This window comes from Nonomuraea sp. ATR24 (genome assembly GCF_041950485.1).
GTDB classification, from domain to species: Bacteria; Actinomycetota; Actinomycetes; order Streptosporangiales; family Streptosporangiaceae; genus Nonomuraea; species Nonomuraea ceibae.
The window spans coordinates 298,222-320,824 of sequence record NZ_JBGNUU010000006.1; the positions used below are offsets into that span (position 1 = coordinate 298,222).

The 22,603-nt window shown below is 71.2% G+C and carries 21 protein-coding genes; 8 read left to right on the forward strand and 13 right to left on the reverse strand.

What is annotated here, in order from left to right; translation table 11 throughout:
• Positions 1–62: 62 nt before the first annotated feature.
• From ACBI99_RS18590 to ACBI99_RS18600, 3 genes are all read left to right on the forward strand, one after another.
• On the forward strand, positions 63–944 hold the full coding sequence (locus ACBI99_RS18590) for a hypothetical protein (RefSeq protein ID WP_375072860.1): 882 nt from the start codon (positions 63–65) through the stop codon (positions 942–944).
• A gap of 164 nt (positions 945–1,108) precedes the next feature.
• Positions 1,109–1,891, forward strand: a complete 783-nt coding sequence (locus tag ACBI99_RS18595; RefSeq protein WP_219518772.1) for a GntR family transcriptional regulator — start codon at positions 1,109–1,111, stop codon at positions 1,889–1,891.
• Positions 1,892–1,974: 83 nt separating this feature from the next.
• The gene (locus ACBI99_RS18600; RefSeq protein ID WP_375072861.1) at positions 1,975–2,730 is read left to right on the forward strand and encodes a sulfite exporter TauE/SafE family protein; all 756 of its coding nucleotides are present in this window, start codon (positions 1,975–1,977) and stop codon (positions 2,728–2,730) included.
• Between the two features lie 60 nt (positions 2,731–2,790).
• Here ACBI99_RS18600 and ACBI99_RS18605 read toward each other — a convergent pair whose 3' ends face one another.
• From ACBI99_RS18605 to ACBI99_RS18615, 3 genes are all read right to left on the reverse strand, one after another.
• Positions 2,791–3,600 carry a hypothetical protein gene (locus tag ACBI99_RS18605; RefSeq protein ID WP_375072862.1) on the reverse strand — a complete coding sequence of 270 codons (810 nt, stop codon included), beginning with the start codon at positions 3,598–3,600 and terminating at the stop codon, positions 2,791–2,793.
• Between the two features lie 136 nt (positions 3,601–3,736).
• Entirely contained in the window at positions 3,737–4,444 is a 708-nt protein-coding gene (locus ACBI99_RS18610) for an MBL fold metallo-hydrolase (RefSeq protein WP_375072863.1), read from the reverse strand.
• Between the two features lie 190 nt (positions 4,445–4,634).
• A complete protein-coding gene (locus ACBI99_RS18615) occupies positions 4,635–5,540 on the reverse strand; it encodes a nucleotidyltransferase domain-containing protein (protein ID WP_375072864.1) in 906 nt (301 codons plus the stop codon).
• 140 nt (positions 5,541–5,680) lie between these two features.
• On the opposite strand from ACBI99_RS18615, the gene ACBI99_RS18620 reads away from it, so the two are divergent.
• Positions 5,681–6,166 (forward strand): hypothetical protein, encoded by a 486-nt coding sequence (locus ACBI99_RS18620; RefSeq protein WP_246647028.1) that lies wholly within the window; start codon positions 5,681–5,683, stop codon positions 6,164–6,166.
• A 57-nt stretch (positions 6,167–6,223) separates the two neighbouring features.
• Here the strand turns inward: ACBI99_RS18620 and ACBI99_RS18625 are convergent, their stop codons facing one another.
• Positions 6,224–6,796, reverse strand: coding sequence for a GNAT family N-acetyltransferase (locus ACBI99_RS18625; RefSeq protein WP_219519120.1), 573 nt, complete (start codon positions 6,794–6,796; stop codon positions 6,224–6,226).
• 65 nt (positions 6,797–6,861) lie between these two features.
• A complete protein-coding gene (locus ACBI99_RS18630; RefSeq protein ID WP_375072865.1) occupies positions 6,862–10,398 on the reverse strand; it encodes a serine/threonine-protein kinase in 3,537 nt (1,178 codons plus the stop codon).
• Between the two features lie 173 nt (positions 10,399–10,571).
• Between ACBI99_RS18630 and ACBI99_RS18635 the strand changes: the two genes are divergently transcribed.
• Entirely contained in the window at positions 10,572–10,721 is a 150-nt protein-coding gene (locus ACBI99_RS18635) for a hypothetical protein (protein WP_246647027.1), read from the forward strand.
• Positions 10,722–10,846: 125 nt separating this feature from the next.
• Here ACBI99_RS18635 and ACBI99_RS18640 read toward each other — a convergent pair whose 3' ends face one another.
• From ACBI99_RS18640 to ACBI99_RS18670, 7 genes are all read right to left on the reverse strand, one after another.
• Positions 10,847–11,209 (reverse strand): nuclear transport factor 2 family protein, encoded by a 363-nt coding sequence (locus tag ACBI99_RS18640; RefSeq protein ID WP_357593979.1) that lies wholly within the window; start codon positions 11,207–11,209, stop codon positions 10,847–10,849.
• Between the two features lie 159 nt (positions 11,210–11,368).
• On the reverse strand, positions 11,369–11,776 hold the full coding sequence (locus tag ACBI99_RS18645) for a hypothetical protein (RefSeq protein ID WP_219519113.1): 408 nt from the start codon (positions 11,774–11,776) through the stop codon (positions 11,369–11,371).
• Positions 11,777–12,089: 313 nt separating this feature from the next.
• Positions 12,090–14,594 carry an NPP1 family protein gene (locus ACBI99_RS18650; RefSeq protein ID WP_219519110.1) on the reverse strand — a complete coding sequence of 835 codons (2,505 nt, stop codon included), beginning with the start codon at positions 14,592–14,594 and terminating at the stop codon, positions 12,090–12,092.
• A gap of 51 nt (positions 14,595–14,645) precedes the next feature.
• Positions 14,646–15,899 carry a sensor histidine kinase gene (locus tag ACBI99_RS18655; protein WP_375072866.1) on the reverse strand — a complete coding sequence of 418 codons (1,254 nt, stop codon included), beginning with the start codon at positions 15,897–15,899 and terminating at the stop codon, positions 14,646–14,648.
• A 79-nt stretch (positions 15,900–15,978) separates the two neighbouring features.
• A complete protein-coding gene (locus ACBI99_RS18660) occupies positions 15,979–16,653 on the reverse strand; it encodes a hypothetical protein (protein ID WP_375072867.1) in 675 nt (224 codons plus the stop codon).
• A gap of 187 nt (positions 16,654–16,840) precedes the next feature.
• Positions 16,841–17,659 (reverse strand): GNAT family N-acetyltransferase, encoded by an 819-nt coding sequence (locus ACBI99_RS18665; RefSeq protein WP_375072868.1) that lies wholly within the window; start codon positions 17,657–17,659, stop codon positions 16,841–16,843.
• A 112-nt stretch (positions 17,660–17,771) separates the two neighbouring features.
• On the reverse strand, positions 17,772–18,782 hold the full coding sequence (locus tag ACBI99_RS18670) for a saccharopine dehydrogenase NADP-binding domain-containing protein (RefSeq protein ID WP_375072869.1): 1,011 nt from the start codon (positions 18,780–18,782) through the stop codon (positions 17,772–17,774).
• A 45-nt stretch (positions 18,783–18,827) separates the two neighbouring features.
• On the opposite strand from ACBI99_RS18670, the gene ACBI99_RS18675 reads away from it, so the two are divergent.
• The gene (locus ACBI99_RS18675) at positions 18,828–19,502 is read left to right on the forward strand and encodes a TetR/AcrR family transcriptional regulator (protein ID WP_375072870.1); all 675 of its coding nucleotides are present in this window, start codon (positions 18,828–18,830) and stop codon (positions 19,500–19,502) included.
• Between the two features lie 62 nt (positions 19,503–19,564).
• On the opposite strand, the gene ACBI99_RS18680 is transcribed toward ACBI99_RS18675, so the two are convergent.
• Entirely contained in the window at positions 19,565–20,452 is an 888-nt protein-coding gene (locus tag ACBI99_RS18680) for a lysostaphin resistance A-like protein (RefSeq protein ID WP_375072871.1), read from the reverse strand.
• 170 nt (positions 20,453–20,622) lie between these two features.
• Here ACBI99_RS18680 and ACBI99_RS18685 point away from each other — a divergent pair, with 170 nt between their 5' ends.
• Positions 20,623–21,807 carry a histidine kinase gene (locus ACBI99_RS18685; protein WP_375072872.1) on the forward strand — a complete coding sequence of 395 codons (1,185 nt, stop codon included), beginning with the start codon at positions 20,623–20,625 and terminating at the stop codon, positions 21,805–21,807.
• Positions 21,804–22,490 carry a response regulator transcription factor gene (locus tag ACBI99_RS18690; RefSeq protein ID WP_357593808.1) on the forward strand — a complete coding sequence of 229 codons (687 nt, stop codon included), beginning with the start codon at positions 21,804–21,806 and terminating at the stop codon, positions 22,488–22,490. The genes ACBI99_RS18685 and ACBI99_RS18690 overlap by 4 nt, the downstream gene beginning before the upstream one ends.
• Positions 22,491–22,603: the final 113 nt, after the last annotated feature.

Here is a 22,603-nt window from a genome sequence, read left to right on the forward strand (position 1 = left end):
GTACTCGGGTGTCGTCATGCCAGGGTTGTGGCGAAAGTCCGGTGGGGGAGGGAAGGCGGCAGATGCGGACCTGGAGCGTGGCCGAGCGGCACTCTGTCCCCAAGGATCGGCAAGGCGGGGCAGGGGAGGACCGGCTGGTGGTCCTGCACGACAGGCACGGCGCGCTGCGCTGCGTGGCGGTCGTCGACGGGGCGACGGACAAGAGCGGACGGGACTACGGCGGGATGAGCGGCGGAGCTCGTGCCGCCGAGCAGGTGGCCGGAACCTTGGCCCGCCTGGCGGCGGATGCCGGACCGGAGCGGGCGGTCCGGGAGATCACCGCCGACCTGGCCCGCTTACGCGCCCGGTGGGGGATCGCGAACGACGACCTGGTCGCACCCTGCGCGGTGGCCGCGGTCATGCTGCCGCAGCAGGAGGTGGTGTGGCGGGTGGGTGACGTCCATGTCGCGCTGGCCCGCAGCGCGGAGGAGGACGCGCCCGGGCCGGCATCATGCTGGGAGTGTCATGACGGGGACAAGCTCCTGGACCGGGTGCTCGCGCAAGCCAGGGCGGCCTTCCTGCACTGCCTGCTGGCCGGCGACGGTGACGTCAGCACGCTGGCGGCCGAAGATCCCGGCCGGGCTTTGATCCTGCCGCTCCTGCGGCGGCAGAGCATCCTGGCCAACCGGCCAGGCCCCTACGGGTACGGGGTGCTGGACGGGCGGCGGGTGCCCGAGCGGTTCATCGACATCTTCCCCCTGGACGGCGTCGACCAGGTGGTGCTGGCCTCGGACGGCTACCTGAGCGCCGAACCCAGCCTCGCCTCGGCCGAGCGCCGGCTGGCGGCGTCCGTGGCCACCGACCCGCTGCGGATCGACGAGCATCCGGCGACCAAAGCGGTCCGGCCTGGTGCGGACAGCTTCGACGATCGCACCTACGTCCGCCTGATCCGGCCTCCGGGGTAGCCGGCCATCGCCGGCCCGTGGATGACCGGGTATCGGAGCTGCGAGCAGGCCGGGCGGGTGGCGGAGCGTGCGGGGCCGCCCCTGAACCGGCTGGTGAGGCGTTCGCGCTGGTCGGCGCAGGTGGCGTAACACTGGCGTAACGGGCGGCGGTTAGCGTGGCCGACATGGACCGCAGCGGGAAGGCGGCCGGTGCCCCGGCCGCGGAGTGGAGGTCGTCGCGGCCCCGGGCCGAGCGCGCCCGGCGGGTGGCCGACGTGCTGCGGCAGCAGATCACGGAGGACCGCTTCGGCGGCGCGCTGCCGGACGAGCGGACCCTCGGCAGGCAGCTGGGAGCCTCCCGCAACGCGGTTCGTGAAGCGCTCGGCCTGCTCCGGCAGGAGGGCCTGATCACGCGACGGCGCGGGGTGGGCACCACCGTGGTGATGCCCAAGTACGGGCACGGGCTGGACCGGCTGGCGGGCCTGGCCGAGACGCTGGCCGGCCACGGCACGGTGACCAACGAGGTGCGGGTGGCCGAGAAGGTGGCGATCCTGCCGGACGCCGTCGCCGCCCGCCTGGAGGTGCCCGCCGAGGCGGGCGGGGTGCGCCTGGAGCGCGTGCGGTGGCTGGACGGCCTGCCGCTGTCGCTGGACACCAGCTATCTCACCGCCGACGTCGGCGCCGCGGTGCTCGCCGGTGATCTGGTGCGCCGGGACGTGTTCGGCCTGATCGAGGAGACCACCGGCAGCCGGCTGGGCCGCGCCGACGTCGCGGTCCACGCCGTGTGCGCCGACCCGGACACCGCGGCGCTGCTGGGCATCGCGGCCGGGGCGGCGGTGTTCGCCCTGGAACGGCTGACCCGGCTGGCCGACGGCCGCGCCGTCGACGCCGAGTCCATCCGCATCCGCGCGGACCGCATGACCCTGCGCGCGACGCTGCACCGCGGCCTGCCACCGGCCACGGCCTGACCACCCCGCTTCTTCCTGGAGATCGTCTTGTCCGTGCCGTGTTCCACGCTGCCGTGCCGGCCCCACGTCTTTGGCGGTCGGTGATGGCCGGGCTGAGCCTGCCGGTGCTGGTCGCGCTCGGCCTGGCCGGGCTGGTCGGCGGGGTGGGGATCACCGCCGTGGGGCCCGGCGGGGTGCTGCCGACCATCGCCCTGACCGACCTGGCGCCGGCCCAGGTGGCCGGCACCGCCATGGTCACCCACGTCGCCACCGGGGTGCTGGCCACCGCCGCCTACACCCGCTCCGGGCAGCTCCGAGACCCCCGGACCCGGCGCACGGCGCTGATCCTCGCGGCGGCCGCCCTGGCCGGCGCCCCCTTCGGTGTGCTCATCAACACGCTGGTGTCCAGGCAGGTGTTCGGCGGGGTGCTGGCCGTCTTCGTGGCGGGCGTGGCGGCCCTGATGTGGTTGCGCGAGCGCCGCCGTCCGGCGGAGACCCGGCCGCACCCGTCACCCGGCGCGGTGGCCGTACTGGGGCTGGCCGTGGCCGTCGCGGCGGGCGTCGTCGGCGTCGGCGGGCCGATGCTCACCGTCCCCCTGCTGGTCGCCCTGGGCGTGCCCGTGCTGGAATCCCTCGCCTGCGCCCAGGCCCAGTCGATCGCCATCGCCGTCGTGGGCAGCGCGGGCTATCTCGCCCACGACGCCGTCGACTGGCCGCTGGCCGTCCTGGTCGGCGTCCCCGAGCTCGCCGGTGTCCTGCTGGGCTGGAAGATCGCCCGGGCGCTGCCCGCCCGCACGCTCAAGTACGCGCTGCTCGTGACCCTGCTGGCCCTCGCCCCCTACCTCGCCCTGCACGGCTGACCCGGGGCCCACGATCGTACGGCCGGCCTACGCGGGGCCTTCCGCCGGCGTACGTGAGGGCTACATCAGCTTGCCGGAGGTCAGGATGAGGTCGGCAGGGCAGGTGGCCGGGTCGGTTCTGCGGAGGTGGATCCGGAGGTCCTGACCGGGGGACATGTCGTCCGTCTTGACCTGGAAGGGTGAGTGGGCGGAGCTGAGTTCGCCTCGGAGAGGAGGGACGGTCCCGGTGATTTCGTAGCTGGATTTCGCTTCCGGGCATCCGGCAAGCTGAAGGCGGATGACGGTGTTTCCGCCGCAGTAGGCCAGGCAGTTGACCCGATATGTCGTGTCCGTTTGGGAGCGGCTGGGGAGTCGCAGGGTGTAGTGGTCGGTGCAATAGGCGAAGCCCAGAATTGGCCCGCATTCGCGAGTTTTGGCCGGTTTGTCGCCCTTCAGGTATTCGATGTCCATGTACCCGGTGGCCGCCCGGGGGATCGTGGCTATGCCCATGATCACGGCGAGAAAGACGACGAGCGCTCCCAGGGCCTGGAGGAGCCGGAGCACGGGACGGATGAACTGCATGAAACCGGGCAGCGACTTGTTGGCCATCGTCGCGCCCACCAGCGCCGCGACGCCGCCGATCGCTTGCATGACCTTGCTGGAATCCTCGTAGGAAACGCCGAACCACGTCGGCAGGCACGTGGCGCCGGCCAGAAGGCTCCCCACGAGAGTGAGGGCGCCGGCGGACAACACATGCCGTCTCTTTCCGGCGTTTTCCGCAGCATCGCGCTTGAACGCGGAGAAGGCGAGAACCGCCCCAGAGAGGACGAGCATGAGAATGCTGGTCACGCAGACGACATGGTCGGCGACCACGGCAAGCTGGAAATCCATGCCACCGTCCCGTCCACACCCAGAGGAAAGGAGACACCGAACCCGAACCCGATAAGGGAAATGTACTGGGTGAGGAGCGGCTTGGCGACGGGAGGCGGCAGTCAGGCGGCGTGGGCACGGTGCTGTCGCTGCCTGGCTACGCGGACTGAACCGCTTCGCGCACTCCGGCCGGCGAGATGCGCCAGGGAGCGCCGTGGCCGGGGAGAACCCAGGACGCCGGCAGGCCGGAGATCCGGTCGAGGGAAGAGAGCGCTTCGGCCGGGTCGTCGGTGAACGGCGCGGGCTGCGGGCCGCCGCGCCCGGTGAGGACGTGCCGCGTGGTCAGGGCGTCGCCGACGAAGAGCGCGTCGGCGATCGGGACGTGCACCGCCACGCTTCCCGGCGAGTGCCCCGGCATGCCCACGATCACCGGGCTCCCGGGCAGGTCCAGGACGTCGCCATCAGCGATCGTGGTGACCTCGCTGACGTAGCGGGTGCGCAGGCCGTTCTTGCGGATGGCGTAACCGAAGAAGCCGAGCGTCGGGCCGAGACGCATGGGGCCCCACGCGGTCTTGGGCTTCTCTCCCGTACGGGTGCGGGCCGCGTCGGCGGCATGCACGAACACCGGTACGCCGTGTTCGCTGCGCAGGCGCTCGGCGAACCCGATGTGGTCGGAGTCGCCGTGGGTCAGCACCAGCCCGCGGATGTCGTCGACGGACTTGCCGAGGGAACGGAGTTCGGCCTGCAGATCCCGCCAGTGGCCGGGCAGCCCCGCGTCGATCAGGGTGATGCCCTCGGCGGTGTCGACGAGGTAGCACGCCACGACATCATTGCCGAGGCGGTGCAGGTGCGGCGCGAGCTTCATGGGCTTCCCAAGGTTGACGGTCGTTCCAGCATGCTCTCTTTGGAGAGCATTGCCCTGTTATGAGAGCAATGCTCTCGCTCTGGAGTGCTCCCTGTCAAGAGCACTGATCTCCCTCAGGTGAGGAACCGGCGCGCAGGGGCGCTGGATGTGATCATCGGCCCTGACCGCGCCGGACCGCCTGCGTGGCTGGTCAGCTCACCTGGGCGATGACGTCGTGGAGGTACTGGACAGCGAGCTTTTCGGCGTGGCGACGGGGTACGAGCCCCGCCGCCGCGTTGTCGAGCCACTGCCGGTAGAGATCGACGCAGGCGAGCAGAGCCCGGCCGGCGTCAATGCGGTCGTAGCCGCAGAGGGTGGCCTGAAGGGCACGCGCCTCGTCCGGTGCGATGGATTCGAGGTGGCGGACACCCCGGGGTGACGCACCCACCCGCCGGGCGGCCAGCGGACCCAGCACGGCCTCGCGCAGGTAGCTGAGGAAGCCGATGACCTCGAACAGTTCGCCACGGCCGAGTTTCGTCGCGCCGTAGTGCACCCAGACCCAGAACCGGTCCTCGATCCACTGGAGGTCGAGCGACGAGTCCGCCGGCGGATGCTCCGCCAGGGAGGCGGCCAGGCTGCCGTCCCGATCCCAGAGAACGTCCGGGTCCTCGATCCGCTCGGCGAAGTCGGACGCCCGCACGAACTTGAAGTCGACATGGAGAAGGGGCGGCCCGACGAGCGTGATGATCAGACGCGGTTCGCCGACGTGCTCCCCGGTGAACCCCGCCACCAGGGCTGCCCACGAGCCGATCAGCTCAAGACGCTCCTCCATGACCCGGTCGAACGCCTCGTCGTCGATGACCACGATGAGATCGACATCGGAATAGACGTCGGGGTGCCCCTTGGCGATCGACCCCGCGACGGCGACACCGGCCACTCTCGGATCTTGCCGAATCCGGGGGAGCGCGTCGCTCAGGAAACGGTTGTGCAGGGAGAGAGAGTCCATGACGTGCCTTTCGATACGGACAAAGTCTTCGAACTTACCATGCTGTTGCGCGCGATCCGCAGCGCGGTGACCGCGGCCGAGCGGCGTACCCGGCAGGTCTCGGCGGCGCATCGCGCCCACCTGTGCCGGCCCTCGCCGCCGTGCCGGTCGTCGCCACTGAGATCAACTGGTGGCGAACCAACCACCCGTGAGCGGCATCAAAAGGAGGGATTTCCACGAACCACTGAAGAAACGGGGCGATGAGGATGAAGATGACTCCACTGGTTGCGGCGCTGGCGGTCGCCGGCGCGACGCTGGTGATCGCGAGCCCGGCAGGAGCCGTTACCGCTCCGTCGGGCACTTTCGGCCCGTACGGCTACGGCGGCGTCAAGCTGGGGATGACGGCCAAGCAGGCCAAGGCCACCGGCAAGATCGTGCTCAAGTGGCGCGGCTACTGCTCCGGCTGGGACTACAAGGCCCACCGCAACGCTCGCGACGAGGTGGGGCTCTACCTCTCCAAGAAGCGCGGCGTCGCCGTCATCTTCGCGCCGGCCGGGGTGCGCACCCCCAAGGGCATCGGCGCCGGCTCGACCCTCCGCCAGATCAAGAAGGCCTACCCCGGCGTCAAGGAGGAACCGAGCGGCTACTACGCCACCGTGCCCGGCAACCGCAAGGCGCACTACTACTTCGGCCTCAACCGGCAGAACAAGGTCGAGCAGCTCGGCCTCGCCCTCAAGAGCCAGGACTGCGTGAACTGACATCCCTCCGATGGCCGGAGGGCCGTCCTCTCGGGGACGGCCCTCCCCGGCTAGGCCCTAGGAGGCCGGAACCGGGACGGCTGACGGGCGCCACTCCCGCCTGAGCAACCCGAACACCCAAGAGTCGGACACCTCGCCGTTGACGATGCAGTCTTCCCGCAGCGTTCCTTCGCGTACGAATCCGATCTTCTCCAGAACCCGGCCAGATGCCACGTTGCGCGTGTCGGCCTCGGCCTGGACCCGATTCAGGTCCAGTGTGTCGAACGCCCACCGCAGCAACGCGTGCGCGGCCTCCGTCGCGAAGCCGTGGCCCCACATCGCATCGTCCAGGCAGTAGCCCAGCGACGCGCTGCGGTAGTCCGGGTTCCATCCGGTCAGGCCGCACCAGCCGACGAAGGCCCCGTCGGAGACACGGTCGATGGCCACCCGGGCTCCGGTGCCCTCGTCCGCGATTTTCCGGCATATCGCGATGAAACGCTCGGCGCGGGCCCGTTCGGTCCACGGCGGGGAGTCCCAGTAGCGCATCACGTGGGTGTTGCTGTGCAGCGCGAAGAGGGCGTCCGCGTCGGCGTCGGCGAAGGGGCGCAGGCGCAGGCGAGCGGTGTTCAGCATGGGGGTGGCCAGAGTCACGGGCACCATCTTGTGTCCTCGGCGGGCGGGCCGGCCACCGAATATCCGGGCCCGGCCCGTCGTCGTCATGGCCGGGGGCACGTCTCGTGATAGGGCGCACCCGTGACGTGACGCGCCCACTCCGTCCTGCTCAACGGGCTCCCGGCGCGGGCGCACACCGCCGCCGCGACCGCGCCCGGCTCGACGAGCTGCTCGCGCACCGTCCCGTTACCGTCGAGCACCAGCACCTTCGTACCGTCGGCGGCGAAGGCCAGGGCCTGCACGCCGTACTGGTTGGCGTCGGCCAGCACCCCCAGCGACGCCCGTCCCGCCAGGTCGAACAGCTGCACCCGGTCGTCCCGCGTGACCGCCGCGACGACGTCCTCGCGCGGCGATCTGACCGCGTGCCCGCTGAGGTTCCCCCTGATCGCCTCCCCGGCCGGGCGGCGGGTGGCCACGTCGTAGACGGTCAGGCGCCCGCCCGAGTCCACGACGGCCAGCGACCGGCCGTCCCGGGTGAAGACCGCGTCGGTGAGCGTGATGCCCTGGCCCGCGCCGCCGAACGGGCCGCCGATCGGCCGGCCGGAGGCGGCGTCGTAGAGGCGCTCGGCGTCGGTGGCGACCGCCAGCGTCCTGCCGTCCGGTGCGAACTCCACGTCCTGGGCCCGCCGCACGTCGCGTGACCACAGCAGGCGGCGGGCCTTCCAGTCCCACATCGCCAGCGAGTACGTGCGGGCGGCGCCGTGCTCCGGCCCCTCCACCACCGTGGCCAGCCGCGTGCCGTCCGGGCTGAACGCCAGCTGTTCGGTGGCGGTGAAGGCGGCAGGGGTCAGCCTGGCCAGCTCCCGCCGGGCGTTCGCGTCCAGCACGGAGATCGTCCGGGCGCCGCCGACGGCCGCCAGCCGCCCGTCCTGGCTGAGGGCGAGCGCGGTCGTCCCGTCCTCGCCGGTCCGGCGCTGAAGGATCTCGCCCGGCTCGCCGGGCGTCATCACGCGGATCTCTTCGCGGCCGTCGGCCTCGACCCTCAGCAGGCGTCCCGGGGTCAGCGCGGCCTTCGCCCAGTACGTCCTCCCTGAGACCAGTGACACGTCGGCGAGGCTCACGGTGACGACCCGGTCCACCAGGAGGTAGCGCAGGACGCGGCCGTCGAAGGCGACCTGGGGGATGGCGCCCGGGGCCAGGGCCTCGTCCGACAGGCCCTCAGGAAGCGTCACCTCGGTCAGGAAGTGGCCATCCCGCATCCACACCTGGATGTCGTCGCGGGTGGCCGTGGCGAGCAGCCGCCCGTCGGCGCTGAAGGTCACCTCGCCCTGGTTCCAGAGGGTGCCGCGGTCCCCGATCGTGTGCATGACCGAGCCGTCCCTGACCGACGTGATCACCAGGCCGTCCGGCGCCGCCTGCGCCAGCCCGCGGCCGTCCGGCGTGAGGGCGAGCGGCCATCCGCACAGGTCGCACCGGCCGGCCGCGCGGCGGGTGGCCTGCGTGGCGAGGTCCGGGACGCGCCGCCGGTCGATCCGGGTGGGCGAGACGGAGGCGGAGGAGTAGACGGCCGTCCCGGTCGGCGTCATCGGGCCGAGCTTGTCGGCGGTTCTGGCGCGGCGGTTCCGTTCCACGTCCCACAGGTAGTCGTCGCGGTCGATGCGGACCACCGCGTACCTGTCCACGCTGCCGTACTCCACGCTGACCGGCAGGTCCACGCCTTGCCCGAGTTCCTTGTCGAACCGCCACGTCGCGATCCGCCGGCCCGTTCGCAGCTCCCACACCCCGGCCTGCGTGCCGGTGGCCACCAGAACCCGGCGGCCGGTCGGGGAGAGCGCGGCGCCGGCCGGGCTGCCGTCCCCGAGCCCCAGCTTGGCTATCCCGCCCTTGGGCCTGCCCGTGGTCACGTCCCAGAGCCGTACGGCGTCGCCGCTCACGCTGGCCATCGTCCGGCCGTCCGCGCTGAGCACGCGAAGGGTGTCGCCCGCCGTCGCCGGATCCCTGAACATGGACACCTCGCGCTGCGCCAGCGACGCCGTCAGCGCCGTCCTGGTCCGCGGCGTGCGGTCCAGCCGCCACGCGGCCAGGCTGAGGTGCATGGCCAGGCGGGGATCGCTGTGCCGGTACGTGTCCGCGACCTGCGCCAGCCGCGCCGCCTCCGCCTTGCCGAGCTGGACGGCGATGCGGGCCGCCCGCTCGTCGGCCAGCCTGCCCTGCTGCACCGCCAGGCCGCCCGCGACCAGCGCGATCGTCAGCAATCCCGCCAGGCTCAGCGTGACGAGGCGGCTGCGCCTGGCCCTGCGCCTGGTCAGTGCGGCGGCGGATTCCAGGAAGTCGCGTTCCGTGGGGGAGAGGGTGATGTTCCTGCGGGCGGTGGCCGCCCACTGGAGGGCGTTCTCCAGGGCCGAGCCCTGGAACAGGTCGCCGTCCCTGCGGCCCGACTGGTCCCAGCGCCGTGCCGCCGTCAGGATCTCCCGGTGCACGGCCAGGCCGTCCCGGTTGGCCTCCACCCAATGGCGGTAGCGCGGCCAGGCGCGCGGCAGCGCGGGACGGGTCAGCCAGACCGACTCGCCGTCCCGGCCCAGCAGGTACCCGAACACCTCCAGAATCCTGTTCACCGACGAGACCTCGGGCAGCGACCTGCCCTCGACCAGCTCGGCCAGCTCCGCCCGGCACGCCGACAGCCCGCCGCTCTCACCCACCGTGACCAGCCGCAGGAACACCTCCGGCACCAGCTCCCGCTCCTCCGGGGCGAGCATCCCGTACGCGTCCTCGGCCAGCGCCCCGAGGCCGGGGTCGGCGGCGCCGGTCACTCCGGCCGCCTCCCTGCCGCCCTGCACGAGCAGCTGGCCCAGGTCCGGCCCCCCGCTGACCAGGGAGAGCAGCAGGTCGCGGGCGCTCGGCCGGTGCAGCGGCTCCTTGCTGAGCGCCGCCTCGACCAGCGGGCGCAGCGACTCGGGCATCACCCCCAGGTCCGGGATGGACGACAGCACCCGGTGCATGACGGCGCCCAGGGTGGCGGCCTCGAACGGGTCCTTGCCGGTCGCCGCGTACAGCATGATCGCGCCCCACGCGAACACGTCGGCGGGCATCCCCGCCCGGTCGCCGGTGAACACCTCCGGCGCCATGTACGTCGGCGTGCCCCGGACCAGGCCGGTCGCGGTCAGCGACATCTCGGCCGTCCTGGCGATGCCGAAGTCGATCACGCGCGGGCCGTCCGGGCCCAGCAGCACGTTGTCGGGCTTGAGGTCGCGGTGGATCACCCCGGCGTCGTGGATCGCGGTCAGCGCGGTCGCGACCGCCGTCGCCAGCCGGTGCAGGTCACCGCCGGAGAAGCGGCGTCCCTCGGTGACGGCGGCGCGCAGGCTCGGTCCCGCGACGTACTCGCTGACGATGTACGGCCTGGCCCCGTCCAGCCGGGCCTCGATCACCCGCGCCGTGCAGAACGACGCCACCCGCTGGGCCGCCGCGGCCTCCTTGGCGAGCTGGCCGGCGTCCTGGTCGCTGTGCAGCACCTTGATCGCGACGCGGGCGCCGTCCTCCGCGTACCCCTCGTAGACGACCCCCTGGCCGCCCGCCCCGAGCCGCCCGGCCAGCCAGTACGTCCCCAGGTACTGAGGATCCCCGTCGATCAGTATTTCCACGGAGCGTTGGATGTGCGGTCAGCCGGGAAAGTTTGCGCCTTCCGCGTTGTGCGTCAGGGTTTGTCCCCTCGTCGCCACGAGCTGAGCCATCTCCCCGACCGGGGCCGGCCGATCCTCCGCCTGCAACCTTTCGCCGCCCCGGTGGCGTTGGCAACGGTTGAGAGGAGAGCCCATTGAACCGTCATGAAGGCTTCCACGAGTTCGTGCTGGCCCGCCAGCAAGCGCTGATGCGCACCGCGTACCTGCTCATCGGGGACGCGCACCGGAAATCCTCCTCCCGGGCCACGCTCGCCCTGCCCGGCATCAACGGCGAGTTCATGTAGCGGGTGGTGGCGTGGTCAGGTGGAACCACTTACCCATCAATGCGGGTTACACCTGTCCGGTCATGTCCCCGACGTGAAGAGGACATGACCGGCCTGGACTGCCAAGGCCAGCGAGAGCGCCTATGTCAATCGGTCGTGCCGGCGTGCACGGCGATGATTCGCCAACCGTGCGTCTCGGTGTACAGCCACGTACGGGTGTAGCGCATCCTGGCCGAGAACGGCGCACCGGAGACGGTGCCTTCGACGGTGCCGAGAAACCACGTCACCCCGGTGTGCCCATCGGCGAGCACGGTCAAGTCCTCCTCGGCCACCTTCGTCAGCACCTGCGTCCGGGTGCGGTGCAGCTCCAGGTCGTCCGCCTTGGTCGCCACGTTCGCACCGAACGTGAAGATCAGCCGATCGTCCAGCAGCCGATCCAGCGCCTCGACATCTCCGGCGAGCTGCGCGGCCTGGAGCCGGCGTTCGGCGTCCCGCAAGTCTTCCATCATGACGCCCACCCTCCCAGCCGGGGCCGTATCCCCGCCAGGACGTTCACGCTCGGCTGATCTTCGCAGCCCGATCCAGGGACCCCGACGCCGCGGGGGCGGGCGCTCCTGCGAGGCACGGAACTGCTGGGCCGTTTCGGCACAGCCCAGCAGCGACTCGGGTCAGCCTTCGAAGCATTTATCGGATATTACCTTGCCTGTATTTCTGTCCTTGCACACCTCGCATTGACGGGTCTTCGTCTTTCCGTCCTCGATTATTTGGCTCGTCTTGAACGTGCAGGTGATCTGCTTGGGTCCTTCTTCCTTCTGGGGTTTGCCGGTCTTCGGCTCGCAGTACTGCTGCTTCCAGTTGCCGCTCTTCGTCTTGCAGAGCCGGCACCGGTTCTTGCTGCCTTCCATCCACTTGCATTTCGGGGCCGCGGCCGCCGCGCACGCGCCGAGCGATGCCGGTGCCGCCGCCGGCGTGCTTTGAGTAGAGCCCCCGGCCCGGACCTGCGGAGTCGCCGACACCGCCGAGGGAGCGATCGCGACCGTCACCAGAGCGCTCGCCGCGAATACTTCCTTGAGCATGAGACCACCCCCTTTTTGTGTCGCCTCGCGCTTTCTCTTTCCATCGTCACTCCTGCTTCCGGGCCGACGTCAAGTCGCTGCGCAAGATTTCCGAAACCGCTGCCGCGCGGCGGTGCGGGAGTTTTTACGGTCGATTCAAGCTTTTACGCAAACACTGCATTGTGCGCCCTGTCCCCAAGGAGTCGTGGCCGGGTTTTCCCCAGGTTCGCACCCTGGTCGAGGATGTTCGCCATCGGAGGGTGCGGGGGAGGCGGCAACGGCGACGTGCCCGGTCAGGCTCCACGCTGACCGGGCACAACTCAGACCTGGGGTCCTACGGGTGGAACTTGGCGAAGTACTCGGGCGGCAGCTTGTTGAGCCAGGCGTGCGTGACGCCGGTCCAGCCGATGCGCAGGAAGTCGGCCTTGCCGTCCCCGTCGAGGTCGGCGAAGTGGATGTCCTTGACCGGCACCTCCGCGTCACCGGCTATGCGCCCGATGTCGCGATACTTCCCGCCGGCGCCCTTGGCCCCTTCGTTGATCCAGGCCCTGGCGCCGCCCTTGGCGGTGATGAGGATGCGGTCGGCGCGCCTGTCACCGTTGATGTCGGCGTAACGGATCTCGCGGGGGTACTTGAGCGGGCCGCTGATCTTCTGGGGCGGGGCCCAGTCCAGATACTTGCGCTCGCCCTTGACCTGGAAGTCCCTGTTGTACCACGCGGTCGCCGTACCGTCGGGTTTGAGCAGCAGGTAGTCATCGCGGCCGCCTCCGGTGACGTCCGCGAAGCGGATCCTCGTGTTGGGATCGATGGTCAGCTTGTCCCCTTCTGAGCCGTTGGAGAAGACGTTCGCCACGCCGTCGTACTTCTTCATGCACATGCGCTGCCCGGCCGGGGCGCCGGCGTTCCACGTGCGCACGTCCACCTGCCCGGTCAGCCATACGGTCAGGCAGTCGGGGAAGCCGTCGCCGTCCACGTCGGCGAAGCGCAGCATGTTGCCGACCGCGCCGCCGGGCGGCTTGTAGGAGTGGGTGCCCTCCACGAACGGCACCCACTTGCTCCCCGAGGGCCCGCTGTTCCACCAGAACCGGAAGTTCTGGTTCGTGTCCACGGTCACGAACTCGGCCTTGCGGTCCTGATTGATGTCCACCATCCAGAACCTGTTGCTGGAGGGGAACTGGGTCTCCTGGATGACGCCGCGGTCCTCCCAGCCGGTGCCCAGCTTGTCCGACGTCGGCACGTGCAGGCCGGGGCCGTGGTCCACGAGACCACAGGGATTGCTGCCCGCGTTCGCCGCCATCGCGTGCGGCTTGCGGATCCAGTTCTTGCCCATGGCCTCGCGGGCCGCCTTCACGAACGCCTCGCCGATCTTGCGGTAGCCGGCGGCGTTCGGGTGGACGTTGTCGGAGCCGATATCGGACAGCTCCAGCCCGGTGGTGTCGGCGTACCCGACCCGCAGTCCCTGGCCGGCCAGCCGTCCGGCCAGCTCGGCGATCTGGGCGGTGAACGCCTCTCCGCGCCGGTTGGTGGCCGGGTCGCCGAACGGCTGCATGCCGGCCACCAGCACGGTCACGCGCGAGTCGTCCTCGATGACCTGCTTGATCAGGGATTCGAGCCGGCCGATCGCCCCGCCCATCTCGTGGTCATAGATGACGTCGTTGCCGCCCGCGATGAGCGTGATGAGGTTGGGCTGGTACGTCTTGACAGCGCACCGCGCCTTGTCGGCGATCTGGTTGATCTTGTATCCCCGCCAGCCTTCGACGTCGCGGTCGGGCATGGTCCCGACCCGTACGGATCCGACCCAGTCCACCTTGGGGGTGGTGTCCTGGGCGGCGGCCGCCGCCGCGTCCTTGGCCTCGAAGAGGTCGCTGAACCCGTGGTCGGCCACGTCTCTGTAACCGTTGCCGTCCGGGCTGCCCTCGCCGAAGGTGCTGGACGACCCCAGCCCCATCACCCGCAGGGAGTCCGCGGGTTCGCCGTCGCCGCCACCGTCGTCGCCGCCACCGTCGTCGTCACGAGGCGGGGTGTTCGGGTCCGGCATCCCCGGCGGCAGGATGTTGGTGTAGATGTTGAAGTCGAAGGGCAGCTCCTCCTCCTCGTAATACTCGCCGTTGGCGACGAGCCGGCGGTGGGCCTTGGCGAGGTCGCGGGCGAATTCGTTGCCCTGGTCCTTGAGGGCGAGGGTGGCCGAGCCCCAGTCGTGTGCCGCGAGCTTGTCGCGCAGCGCGTTGGAGGGGAAGCCGCTCCAGCTGATCAGGTCCGGCTCGTGCCAGCGCCCCTCATGGTTCTCCGGCTGCTCGCCCTTGTCGGCGAACCGGAACGCGTGCGTGTCGCCGCCCTGCAAGTGGTAGACGATCTTCGGGTGGTCGCCGTCCATCTCGATCTCGGCAGGCTCCCTGACGACATAGCTGCCGTGCTGGGAGGCGGCGACGTACTTGACCTCGTTGTCCTTGGTCCAGACCACGATGTGTTCCCAGTCGTGGACGTGTCCGTTGTGTACGAGGGTGCCGTCGTTCTTCTGGTCCTTCTGGAAGTACAGTGCGTACTTGTGCGCGCACCAGCCGTTGGCGTTGCACCGGGTGCGCGCGTACATGTTGCTGTTCTTCAGGTCGGAGGCGTCGTGGCACGCCCCGTTGCGTGCGCCGCCGAGCTTCAGCCCCGGGTTCATGGTGCCATCGTGGCCGATGGCCACCGACGGGTAGCAGCCGTCGTTGTCATAGTCCAGGAGCGGCCGGAACTTCAGGTGGGCGGCGCTGGCGCTCTCCGCGATCTCGGGAGGGGGCGGCTCGGCCCACGCGGGCGCGGTGACGCCCACGATGCCGAGGCCGGCGACCAAACCCATGGTCAGGGCATGGGTCGCGAGCCTTGACGATCTTCTCATGAATGCTTCCCCTCAGCATTGGCATGCCGGCCGTCGATGACCGGATCGACCTTCGCCTGGCCAGGGTCCACCACCGGCGCGATCTTCCAACAGACCACCTGTTGTCCATTTCGTGGTCAGAAGGGGGCGTCCTCCTGGGGCATCAAGACGGACGCCTGCCGGCGTTCCCGCCGAGACCGTCGTCGGCAGGGGCAGCATCACCTCCACCCGCGTCCCCCGGCCCGGTTCGCCGGTGATGACGCAGATGCCGCCCAGCTCCGCCGCCCGCTCCCGCATCGAGGAGAGCCCGACGCCGGGCCGGTGGGACTCGGGCAGGCCACGCCCGTCGTCGGTGACGGTCACCCGCAGCACGCACCGTTCCCGGCGCAGCGTGACGGTGACGGTCTCGGCCTCGGCGTGCCGACGGATGTTGGTCAGCGCCTCCTGCACGATCCGGTAGACCGCCACCTCGACGGCCGCCGGCAGATCCGACAGCGCCCCCTCGACCCGCACCGGCACCTGCGGCCCCGCCAGCTCACGCAGCGCCCGGGCCAGGCCCAGATCGTCGAGCGCGGGCGGGCGCAGCCCGTGCACCAGCTCGCGGACGTCACCGGCCACCGCGTCCATGCCGGTACGCAGATCCTGCAGAAGGGCGTCGGCGGAATCGGGCGAGTCCTTGAGCCGGCTGCGCGCGATATTGATGATCATCGCCATGCTCGACAAACTCTGGCCCAGCCCGTCGTGCAGGTCCCGGCGCAGGCGGCGGCGCTCCTCCTCGCGGGTGCTGAGGATCCGTTCGCGTGAGCGTTGCAGGTCGGCGGCCATGCGCACGGCGTGGGCCACGTCGGCGGCATACGGGGCGAGCGTGGCCAGCACGCGCTCGTTGTGCGCGGCCGGGAAACGCCGCGGACCGGGCGCGCCCACCAGCAGACGGCCGACCTGCTCACCGTGCCAGACCAGCGGCACCCGCCGCGGCGCTGCGCCGACACGGCCGTTCTCGACGTAGCGCGGCTCGCCGTCGGCGACCTCGACGGCCACGCCCTCCACCGCCAGCCCGTCCTTCAGCACCGCCACGACCGACGTGAGCGCCTCGGCGGGATCACCACGCCGGATCGCCTGGGTCAGCCGCTCGGCCAGCAGGGCGGGGTCACCGACCCTGCCGTACAGCATCCGGTCCACCAGCCGCCGCAACGCCATCGACGTGTAGACGAGCGTCCACCCGACCACGATCATCACCTGCAGGTACGGGCCCAGCGCGAGCGTCGCCCACGGGGGCAGCGTCGCCATCCGGCCTCTGCCTCTCCTGGAGCTGGACGCATAGTGCACGCCTTCGGATGGATGAATCGTCATAAGAGGTCGCTCGCTGTCACGCGAGGGTGAGGTGCCGCGCTCCCGGGGCGCCGCTGCGCCATTCGGTGTCCGTCATGCGCAGTACGCGGCGTCCGATCCAGCCGTAGGCGGCCAGGTGCAGCAGGGCGCCGGTGGACTGGGCGACGGGCGTCTGGTCCATGGTCAGGAACGGCACGAGGGTGCCGGCCAGTGCGGCGGCCGGGACCCACCAGGGCACGGACTTGACCTTGGCCAGGGTCACCAGCAGCGCGGTCAGGGCGAGGTGCAGCGCGAATCCGGGCAGGAGCATTCCGTACACGAAGCCCGGCAGGTTGTTGGCCTGCTGGGTGACCGCTTCGGCCTGGGCGTCGGGCAGGGTCTGGGCCAGGGCCAGGTCGTAGAAGTCGGTGGTGAACAAGGTCAGCCCGAGTCCGGCGCCGATCAGCCCGGTCGCGGTGGCGATCCCGCTTGTCATGGGGGCGCGCCGGCGCAGGAGGTGTCCCAGGGCCAGGACGACCGGGATGAGGCTGAGCGCCGCCCAGATGTAGAGCAGGGCGCTGACCTGGACCGCCGTCGCGTTCGTACGGAAGACGGCCGGATCGTGCTCGGCCCCCGGCGGAGAGGTGAGGAAGGCCAGGAACTCCAGCACCGGCCAGGCGAACAGGGCGATTGCGGCGGTCACCCGCCGGAACGCGTCAGGATCCTTCATCATGCGCCCAGCCAACCGTCAACCGGTCCCGGGCAGCCCGGGGCCCTGGTCCCCGATGCCCGGGAGGAATGTCCCGGGCATCGGGGCTTGAAGCGCGGCGAGCGGTCCGGCGTACGCGCCGGGCACGGCCATCAGCGGCGCACCCCGGCTCGCTGATCTCTACGCGACCGGGCCCCCTTCTGATGTCCGGTCAGCCCATCGAGATGAGGATGGGCGCGACGTATCGGCTGCGGTCGCCCGGGTGCCGGTCGGCGCCGTGGACCATCGTCGGGAGGGCCGACGGTCCTTGAACGGGACCCAGCCCGGTGAGCCACGGACGCAGGCCCGGGTAGGCGTCCAGCAGGTCGATCCGCACGTCGCGGTCGGCGCCGTGCGCGGCGGCCAGGATGAGCTCGCGGGCGGCCTCCTCCGAAGGCGCGACCACGGGGCCGATGACACGGTGGGGGCCGGCGTTCCAGGCCACGGCGAAGCCGCCGTCGGTGACGACCACGCGCTCGGCCATGGACAGCAGGGCGGCCAGCGCCTTGCTCCGGTCGGCCCCGGTGATCTCGGCGTCCAGGGCGATCAGCGCGGCGTGGTCGTCCGGTGTGGCCACGCGGACGGCGGCCGACGACGCCGTCTCCCGCATCGGCCCCGTGGTGATCGTCAGGTTTCCCGTCGGCCGGAAGCCCAGTCGCTCGTAGACAGGGCGCCCGAAGCGGGTCGCGGTCAGCTCCACGACGCGGTCCCCGGCGACCTCCAGGGCATGCTCCATCAGCCGGGTGCCGAGCCCCTGCCTGCCGTACCTGCCGGCGACGATCATCATGCCGACGCCGGCCAGCGCATCGCCGTACGGACTCACCACGACGCACCCGGCCAGCCCGTCCCCGTCCGCCGCGTCGACGGCGTAGACCTCGCCCGCCTCGAACATCAACCGCCACTTGGCCTCGTCGGTGGCCCAGCCGCGATCGGCTTCGAGCTGCCGGCACAGGGGCAGGTCCTCCGGACCAAGACGTCGAATATCACTCACAGGCGAGAACCTACATCCCCCGGTTTCGCCATGAAGTCCGGGTTCTGCCAAATAGGGCCTGGTCTGCACGCTGCTGCCCTGTTCCTGGAGGCGGGTTCGTGCTGAACGACGGTCATGCGGGGTCGTCGCCGAGGTCGAGGGCGAATCCGCCGGTGGCCAGCTCGGTCAGGAACGGTACGGGGTCCACGAGCTGCTCGATGTGGGCGGCCCCGGGTGGCAGGTCAGGAAGGTGGCGGATGAGCAGGGCGGCGGTGCGCCCGGTGGCGAGACTTTGCCGCCGTCCGCTGAAGGAGGCCTGGACCGCGCCGCAACGCACCGTCACGGCGAAGCCGTCACCGCCGACGTGGGCCGTGCCGAGCGCGCTGAGCAGCAGCCGACGGACCTGGGGGCGGTGGAGCAGGCGGGCGACGGCCGGCCGTCCGGCCACCGACAGCAACCGGGTGACCAGGCGGGAGTCCAGGCACAGTCCGGTGCGGGCCGAGGGGACGCCCAGGGTGGTGGGCAGGGTGTGCTGGTCGGAGAACGGGAAGCGGTGCACGGTGCGTTCGCCATACGGCGCGGGGAAGTTCATGGTCCACGAGCCGTCGAGCCGGCCGAGCCCGTCCAGCGTCCAGGCGAGTGCGGCGGGCCCGTGTGCCTCGCCCGAGCCGAGCAGCGCGCCGATGAGCAGCTCGGTGGAGGGGGAGCGTTCGGCGCAGACGCGGGCCAGCAGGTTGGTGACGCCGGGGATCAGGCCGACGCTCATCGCGAGCGTCGCGCCGTGCTCCCTGGCCGGCTCGTCCAGGGCCTGGAGGGCGGCGAGCAGGTGGTGGGAGGCGGTCACGTCCACGTAGTGGATGCCGCGTTCCACGCAGGCGCGGGCGACGCGGGCGTTGTCGACCTCGGCGCACATGAGCACGGTGTCGACCCCGTCCAGCGCTCTGGCCAGGTCGGCCGGGTCGGCGGCGTCCACGCGCCTGGCGGTGGTGCCGGGGACGGGCGGGGCCTTGCCGGGGTTGCGTCCGGCGACGATGACGTTCGTGCCGGGGTGGCCGGCAAGCGCGTGCGCGGCCTCGCGGCCGACCGCGCCGTAGCCGCCCAGGACGAGGATCGAGCGCCGCGCCCTTGAGCCCGGAGTTTTCATAGTCACACTATAAGAATGTTTTCATAGTGCCGCTATAGTCAAGTCGTGAGCGAAGCACCACGAACCCCATCGGGGCGCGTACCCGGGAAGAAGGAGGACGGGCGCACGGCGCGGGCCCGGTCCACCCGCGCCCGCATCGTCACCGCGGCCGCCGAACTGTTCACCACGGCGGGCTACACCACCACGAGCATCACCGCGATCGCCGCCAAGGCCGAGGTGAGCGAGCCGACCGTCTACTACTCCTTCGGCACCAAGCGGGCCATCCTCACCACCGCCCTCGACCTGGCCGTCGCCGGCGACGACGAGCCCATCCCCACCCTGGAACGGCAGTGGGTGCGCGACGCTCTCGCCGACCCCGACCCGCTCGGGCAGCTACGCCGCCAGGTCGCCGGAGCCGCGGACATCTACCTGCGCGCCGCACCCTTGCTGGACGTGGTCCGCAGCGCCGCCACCACCGACCCCGACCTGGCCGAGGTCTGGGCCGCCAACCTCCAGCAGCGCCTCACCGTGCAACGCGTCTTCACCGACGCCCTGGCCCGCAAGACGACCCTGCGCGACGGGCTCACCGCCGAGGCCGCCGCCGACGTCGCCCTGGCCGTGCTCTCGCCGGAGAACTACAACCTGCTCGTCAACCACCGCGGCTGGTCCCACCAGCAGTGGCAGGACTGGGCCGTCGACGCGCTCACCCGCCTGCTCACCCCGGCGGACGGCCACGCCTGAACTGCGCGCACGGCCCACCCGGCCTGGGTCTGGTGCGATGACGGGACGTACGAGCCGGGGGGTCAGGCGGGGTGCTCGGCGCGGCGGGAGCGGGGCCGGATCTGGCCGTTACGCGCGGCCCGCCGCAGCAGGAGGACGGTGGGCACCAGGCAGAGCAGCAGGGCGAGCAGGCTGGCCTCGGGTCCGAACGTCCCGCCGGTCAGCACGGAGGGGCCGGACAGCGTGACGTTCAGCAGGCCGTGGGACGGCACGTCCGCCCCGGAGATCGTGACGCCGAAGATCCCGCTCTGGGTGAAGTTCCACGCGAAGTGCAGCCCGATCGGCAGCCACAGCGCACGAGTGGCGACGTAGGCGGCGGTCATCAGGAAGCCGCCCGTCAACGCGATCGAGAGCGCACCCCACAGCGTGGCGTTGGGGTTGACCAGGTGCAGCGCGCCGAACAGCAGCGTGGAGACGGCCAGCGCGCCGGCCGTGCCGATGCGCCCCTCCATGATGCGGAACAGAACCCCGCGGAACAGGAGCTCTTCGGCCACCGCGACGCTCGACATCATGCCTGCGGCGCCGACGAGCCCGCCGACGGAGCCCCAGGACACCTCCTGCCAGCCCCCGAACATCGCGATCAGCACCATCAACCCGGCGAACAGGCCGAACCCGAGCAGCGTCCCGCGCCACAGCTGGGACCGGCTGCCCGCCTTCGGGAGTTCGGCGATGTCCGGGCGGAGCTCGACGGTCCGGCACAGCCATCGGTAGCAGGCCACGGCGGCGACGGCCAGGCCGATCCCCACCGGCAGGGCGAGGATCGGGACGGGTGAGACGACCTGGTTGATCCCGGCGATCGCGGTCATCACACCGAACATGGCCACCAGCAGGACAGGGAAGCGGAACTGCCGCAACCGGAGCCGTCCCGCCGAGGGGGCGGCCTCCGGGGAAGCGCTTGCCGGGTGTTCCATGGACGCCATGATCGCGTTCCTCTCGACCGAGTCGCCGCGGCGATTTCCGCGACCTCACCGAGACTAGGAAGCGGCACGGGGCCTGCCATCCCACCGGAACGGACATTCGCTGTAGCTCTCACGGGGGATGGAGGCACGGCGGAACCGGCCTGCGCCATTAAGCTTGCACGGTGTTCGCGAACGTCGTCCGTTCTGCCCGCTCCTGGCTGGACTTCTGGGGAACTCGCTCCACCCCCGCCAAGGACAGCGCGCTCGCGGCGTCGCTCACGCTGCTGGGGTTCGTGCCGACACTGTCGACGATCGCGGCGCGGATCGGCGATCTGGCCGAGCGGCCGTCCGACGCGGCGGCCGTGGTGCTGACCCTGGCGCAGTCCGCACCGCTGGCCGTGCGCAGCCGCTGGCCGGCGCTCTGCCTGGCGGTCACCGGCACCGCGTTCGCCCTGCACCAGGCGCTGGCCTATCCGCCGACCTTCGCCAGCATCGGGCTCTACCTGGCGGTGTACGCGGCCGGAGCCCATCAGGCCCGGTTCCGTCGCGGACTCGCCGCGGCGTCGACCGCCGGCTACGCCGTGCTGGCGGTGGTGCTGCACGGTCTGGGGTCGCCCAGCCGGGTCCAGGACTTCGTGGCGTTCTACCTGACATTGGCGGTGATCTGGACGGCCGGCGCGGCGATGCGCCGGTGGCGGGCGGACGAGGCCGAGCGCCGGCGACTCAGCGCGGACGTGGCCAGGGCCGCGGAGCGCGCCCGCATCGCCCGCGAGCTGCACGACGTGGTCACGCATCACGTGACCGCCATGGTCGTCCAGGCGGACGCGGCACAGTTCACGTCCGGCACGACGGCGGGGTTCGCCGCCATCAGCGACAGCGGACGGCGGGCGCTGACCGAACTGCGCCACCTGCTCGGCGTACTGGAGGCCACCGGCGACTCGGGCGGCGCGGACCGCGCGCCGACGCTGGCCGGGATCGCCGGTCTGGTGGAGAACGCCCGCCTGTCCGGCCAGCCCGCCGAGCTGACCGAGCATGGTGAGCAGCGGCCACGGGCCGTGGACGTCGAGCTGGCCGCCTATCGGGTGGTGCAGGAAGCGCTCACCAACGCGATGAAGCACGCGCCAGGACGCCGCACCACGGTCACGCTGCACCACCACCCCGACCACCTCGCCGTCGAGGTGGCCAACGACGGCCCCGACGGCACCGTGCCCGCCGTTTCCGCCGTGCCCGCCGTGCCGTCGGGCGGGCGCGGGCTGGACGGCCTGCGCCGGCGGCTGCGCCTGCTGGACGGCGAACTGGTCACAGAGCACCGGCCCGACGGCGGGTTCGGCGTACGGGCCCGCATCCCCGCCAGGAGTGAGACATGACCGACACCCCGATCAAGGTCCTCGTCTGCGAGGACCAGGAGCTGGTACGAGCCGGCTACATCGCCATCTTCTCCGCCCAGCCCGACCTCGACGTGGTCGGCGAGGCCGCGGACGGCCGGGCGGCAGTCGAGGCGGCGCGACGGCTGTGCCCGGACGTCATCGTGATGGACATCCGGATGCCCGTCCTGAACGGCATCGAGGCCACCCGGCAACTGGCCGGCCCCGGCAGCGCCACTCCGGCGAAGGTGCTGGTCGTCACCACGTTCAACGTGGACGAGTACGTGTACGAAGCGCTCAGGGCGGGAGCCAGCGGCTTCCTGCTCAAGGACACGCCACCGGCGGAGCTGGTCAACGGCGTGCGTACCGTCGCACGCGGCGAGTCGCTGCTGGCCCCCGCCGTCACGCGCTCCCTCATCGGCCACTTCGCCGACCGCCTCCGCCCCGCCGACACCTCCGGATCGGCCCGGGAGGAGGTCGTACGGGCCCTGACCCCGCGCGAGCTGGAGGTGCTCGAACAGATCGCCGCCGGACTGTCGAACGCGGAGATCGCCGCGAAGCTGTTCATCACTCCCGAGACCGTGAAGACGTACGTGTCACGCATCCTGGCGAAACTGCACCTGCGTGACCGCGTCCAGGCGGTCGTGCTCGCCTACCGGGTGGGGCTGGTCTCGACCGCGTACTGAACCAGCCGGTCACACCGCCTCTCCCGGGAATGTCGGTGGCGTGCGGCACAGTGATCGCATGAGCGACTCGCCTGCCACCAGCGTTGTGCCCGATGCCCCCAGTTCTGTCACCC

Coding starts and splice junctions, on each gene's coding strand:
- ACBI99_RS18650 (WP_219519110.1), bottom strand. CDS start 14,594: ATGGGTTTGGTCGCCGGCCTCGGCATCGTGGGCGTCACCGCGCCCGCG.
- ACBI99_RS18615 (WP_375072864.1), bottom strand. CDS start 5,540: ATGCGCCGCCGAGACCTGCCGGGTACGCCGCTCGGCCGCGGTCACCGC.
- ACBI99_RS18670 (WP_375072869.1), bottom strand. CDS start 18,782: ATGAAAACTCCGGGCTCAAGGGCGCGGCGCTCGATCCTCGTCCTGGGC.
- ACBI99_RS18590 (WP_375072860.1), top strand. CDS start 63: ATGCGGACCTGGAGCGTGGCCGAGCGGCACTCTGTCCCCAAGGATCGG.
- ACBI99_RS18605 (WP_375072862.1), bottom strand. CDS start 3,600: ATGGATTTCCAGCTTGCCGTGGTCGCCGACCATGTCGTCTGCGTGACC.
- ACBI99_RS18690 (WP_357593808.1), top strand. CDS start 21,804: ATGACCGACACCCCGATCAAGGTCCTCGTCTGCGAGGACCAGGAGCTG.
- ACBI99_RS18640 (WP_357593979.1), bottom strand. CDS start 11,209: ATGATGGAAGACTTGCGGGACGCCGAACGCCGGCTCCAGGCCGCGCAG.
- ACBI99_RS18620 (WP_246647028.1), top strand. CDS start 5,681: ATGACTCCACTGGTTGCGGCGCTGGCGGTCGCCGGCGCGACGCTGGTG.
- ACBI99_RS18680 (WP_375072871.1), bottom strand. CDS start 20,452: ATGGAACACCCGGCAAGCGCTTCCCCGGAGGCCGCCCCCTCGGCGGGA.
- ACBI99_RS18645 (WP_219519113.1), bottom strand. CDS start 11,776: ATGCTCAAGGAAGTATTCGCGGCGAGCGCTCTGGTGACGGTCGCGATC.
- ACBI99_RS18655 (WP_375072866.1), bottom strand. CDS start 15,899: ATGGCGACGCTGCCCCCGTGGGCGACGCTCGCGCTGGGCCCGTACCTG.
- ACBI99_RS18600 (WP_375072861.1), top strand. CDS start 1,975: ATGGCCGGGCTGAGCCTGCCGGTGCTGGTCGCGCTCGGCCTGGCCGGG.
- ACBI99_RS18610 (WP_375072863.1), bottom strand. CDS start 4,444: ATGAAGCTCGCGCCGCACCTGCACCGCCTCGGCAATGATGTCGTGGCG.
- ACBI99_RS18595 (WP_219518772.1), top strand. CDS start 1,109: ATGGACCGCAGCGGGAAGGCGGCCGGTGCCCCGGCCGCGGAGTGGAGG.
- ACBI99_RS18660 (WP_375072867.1), bottom strand. CDS start 16,653: ATGATGAAGGATCCTGACGCGTTCCGGCGGGTGACCGCCGCAATCGCC.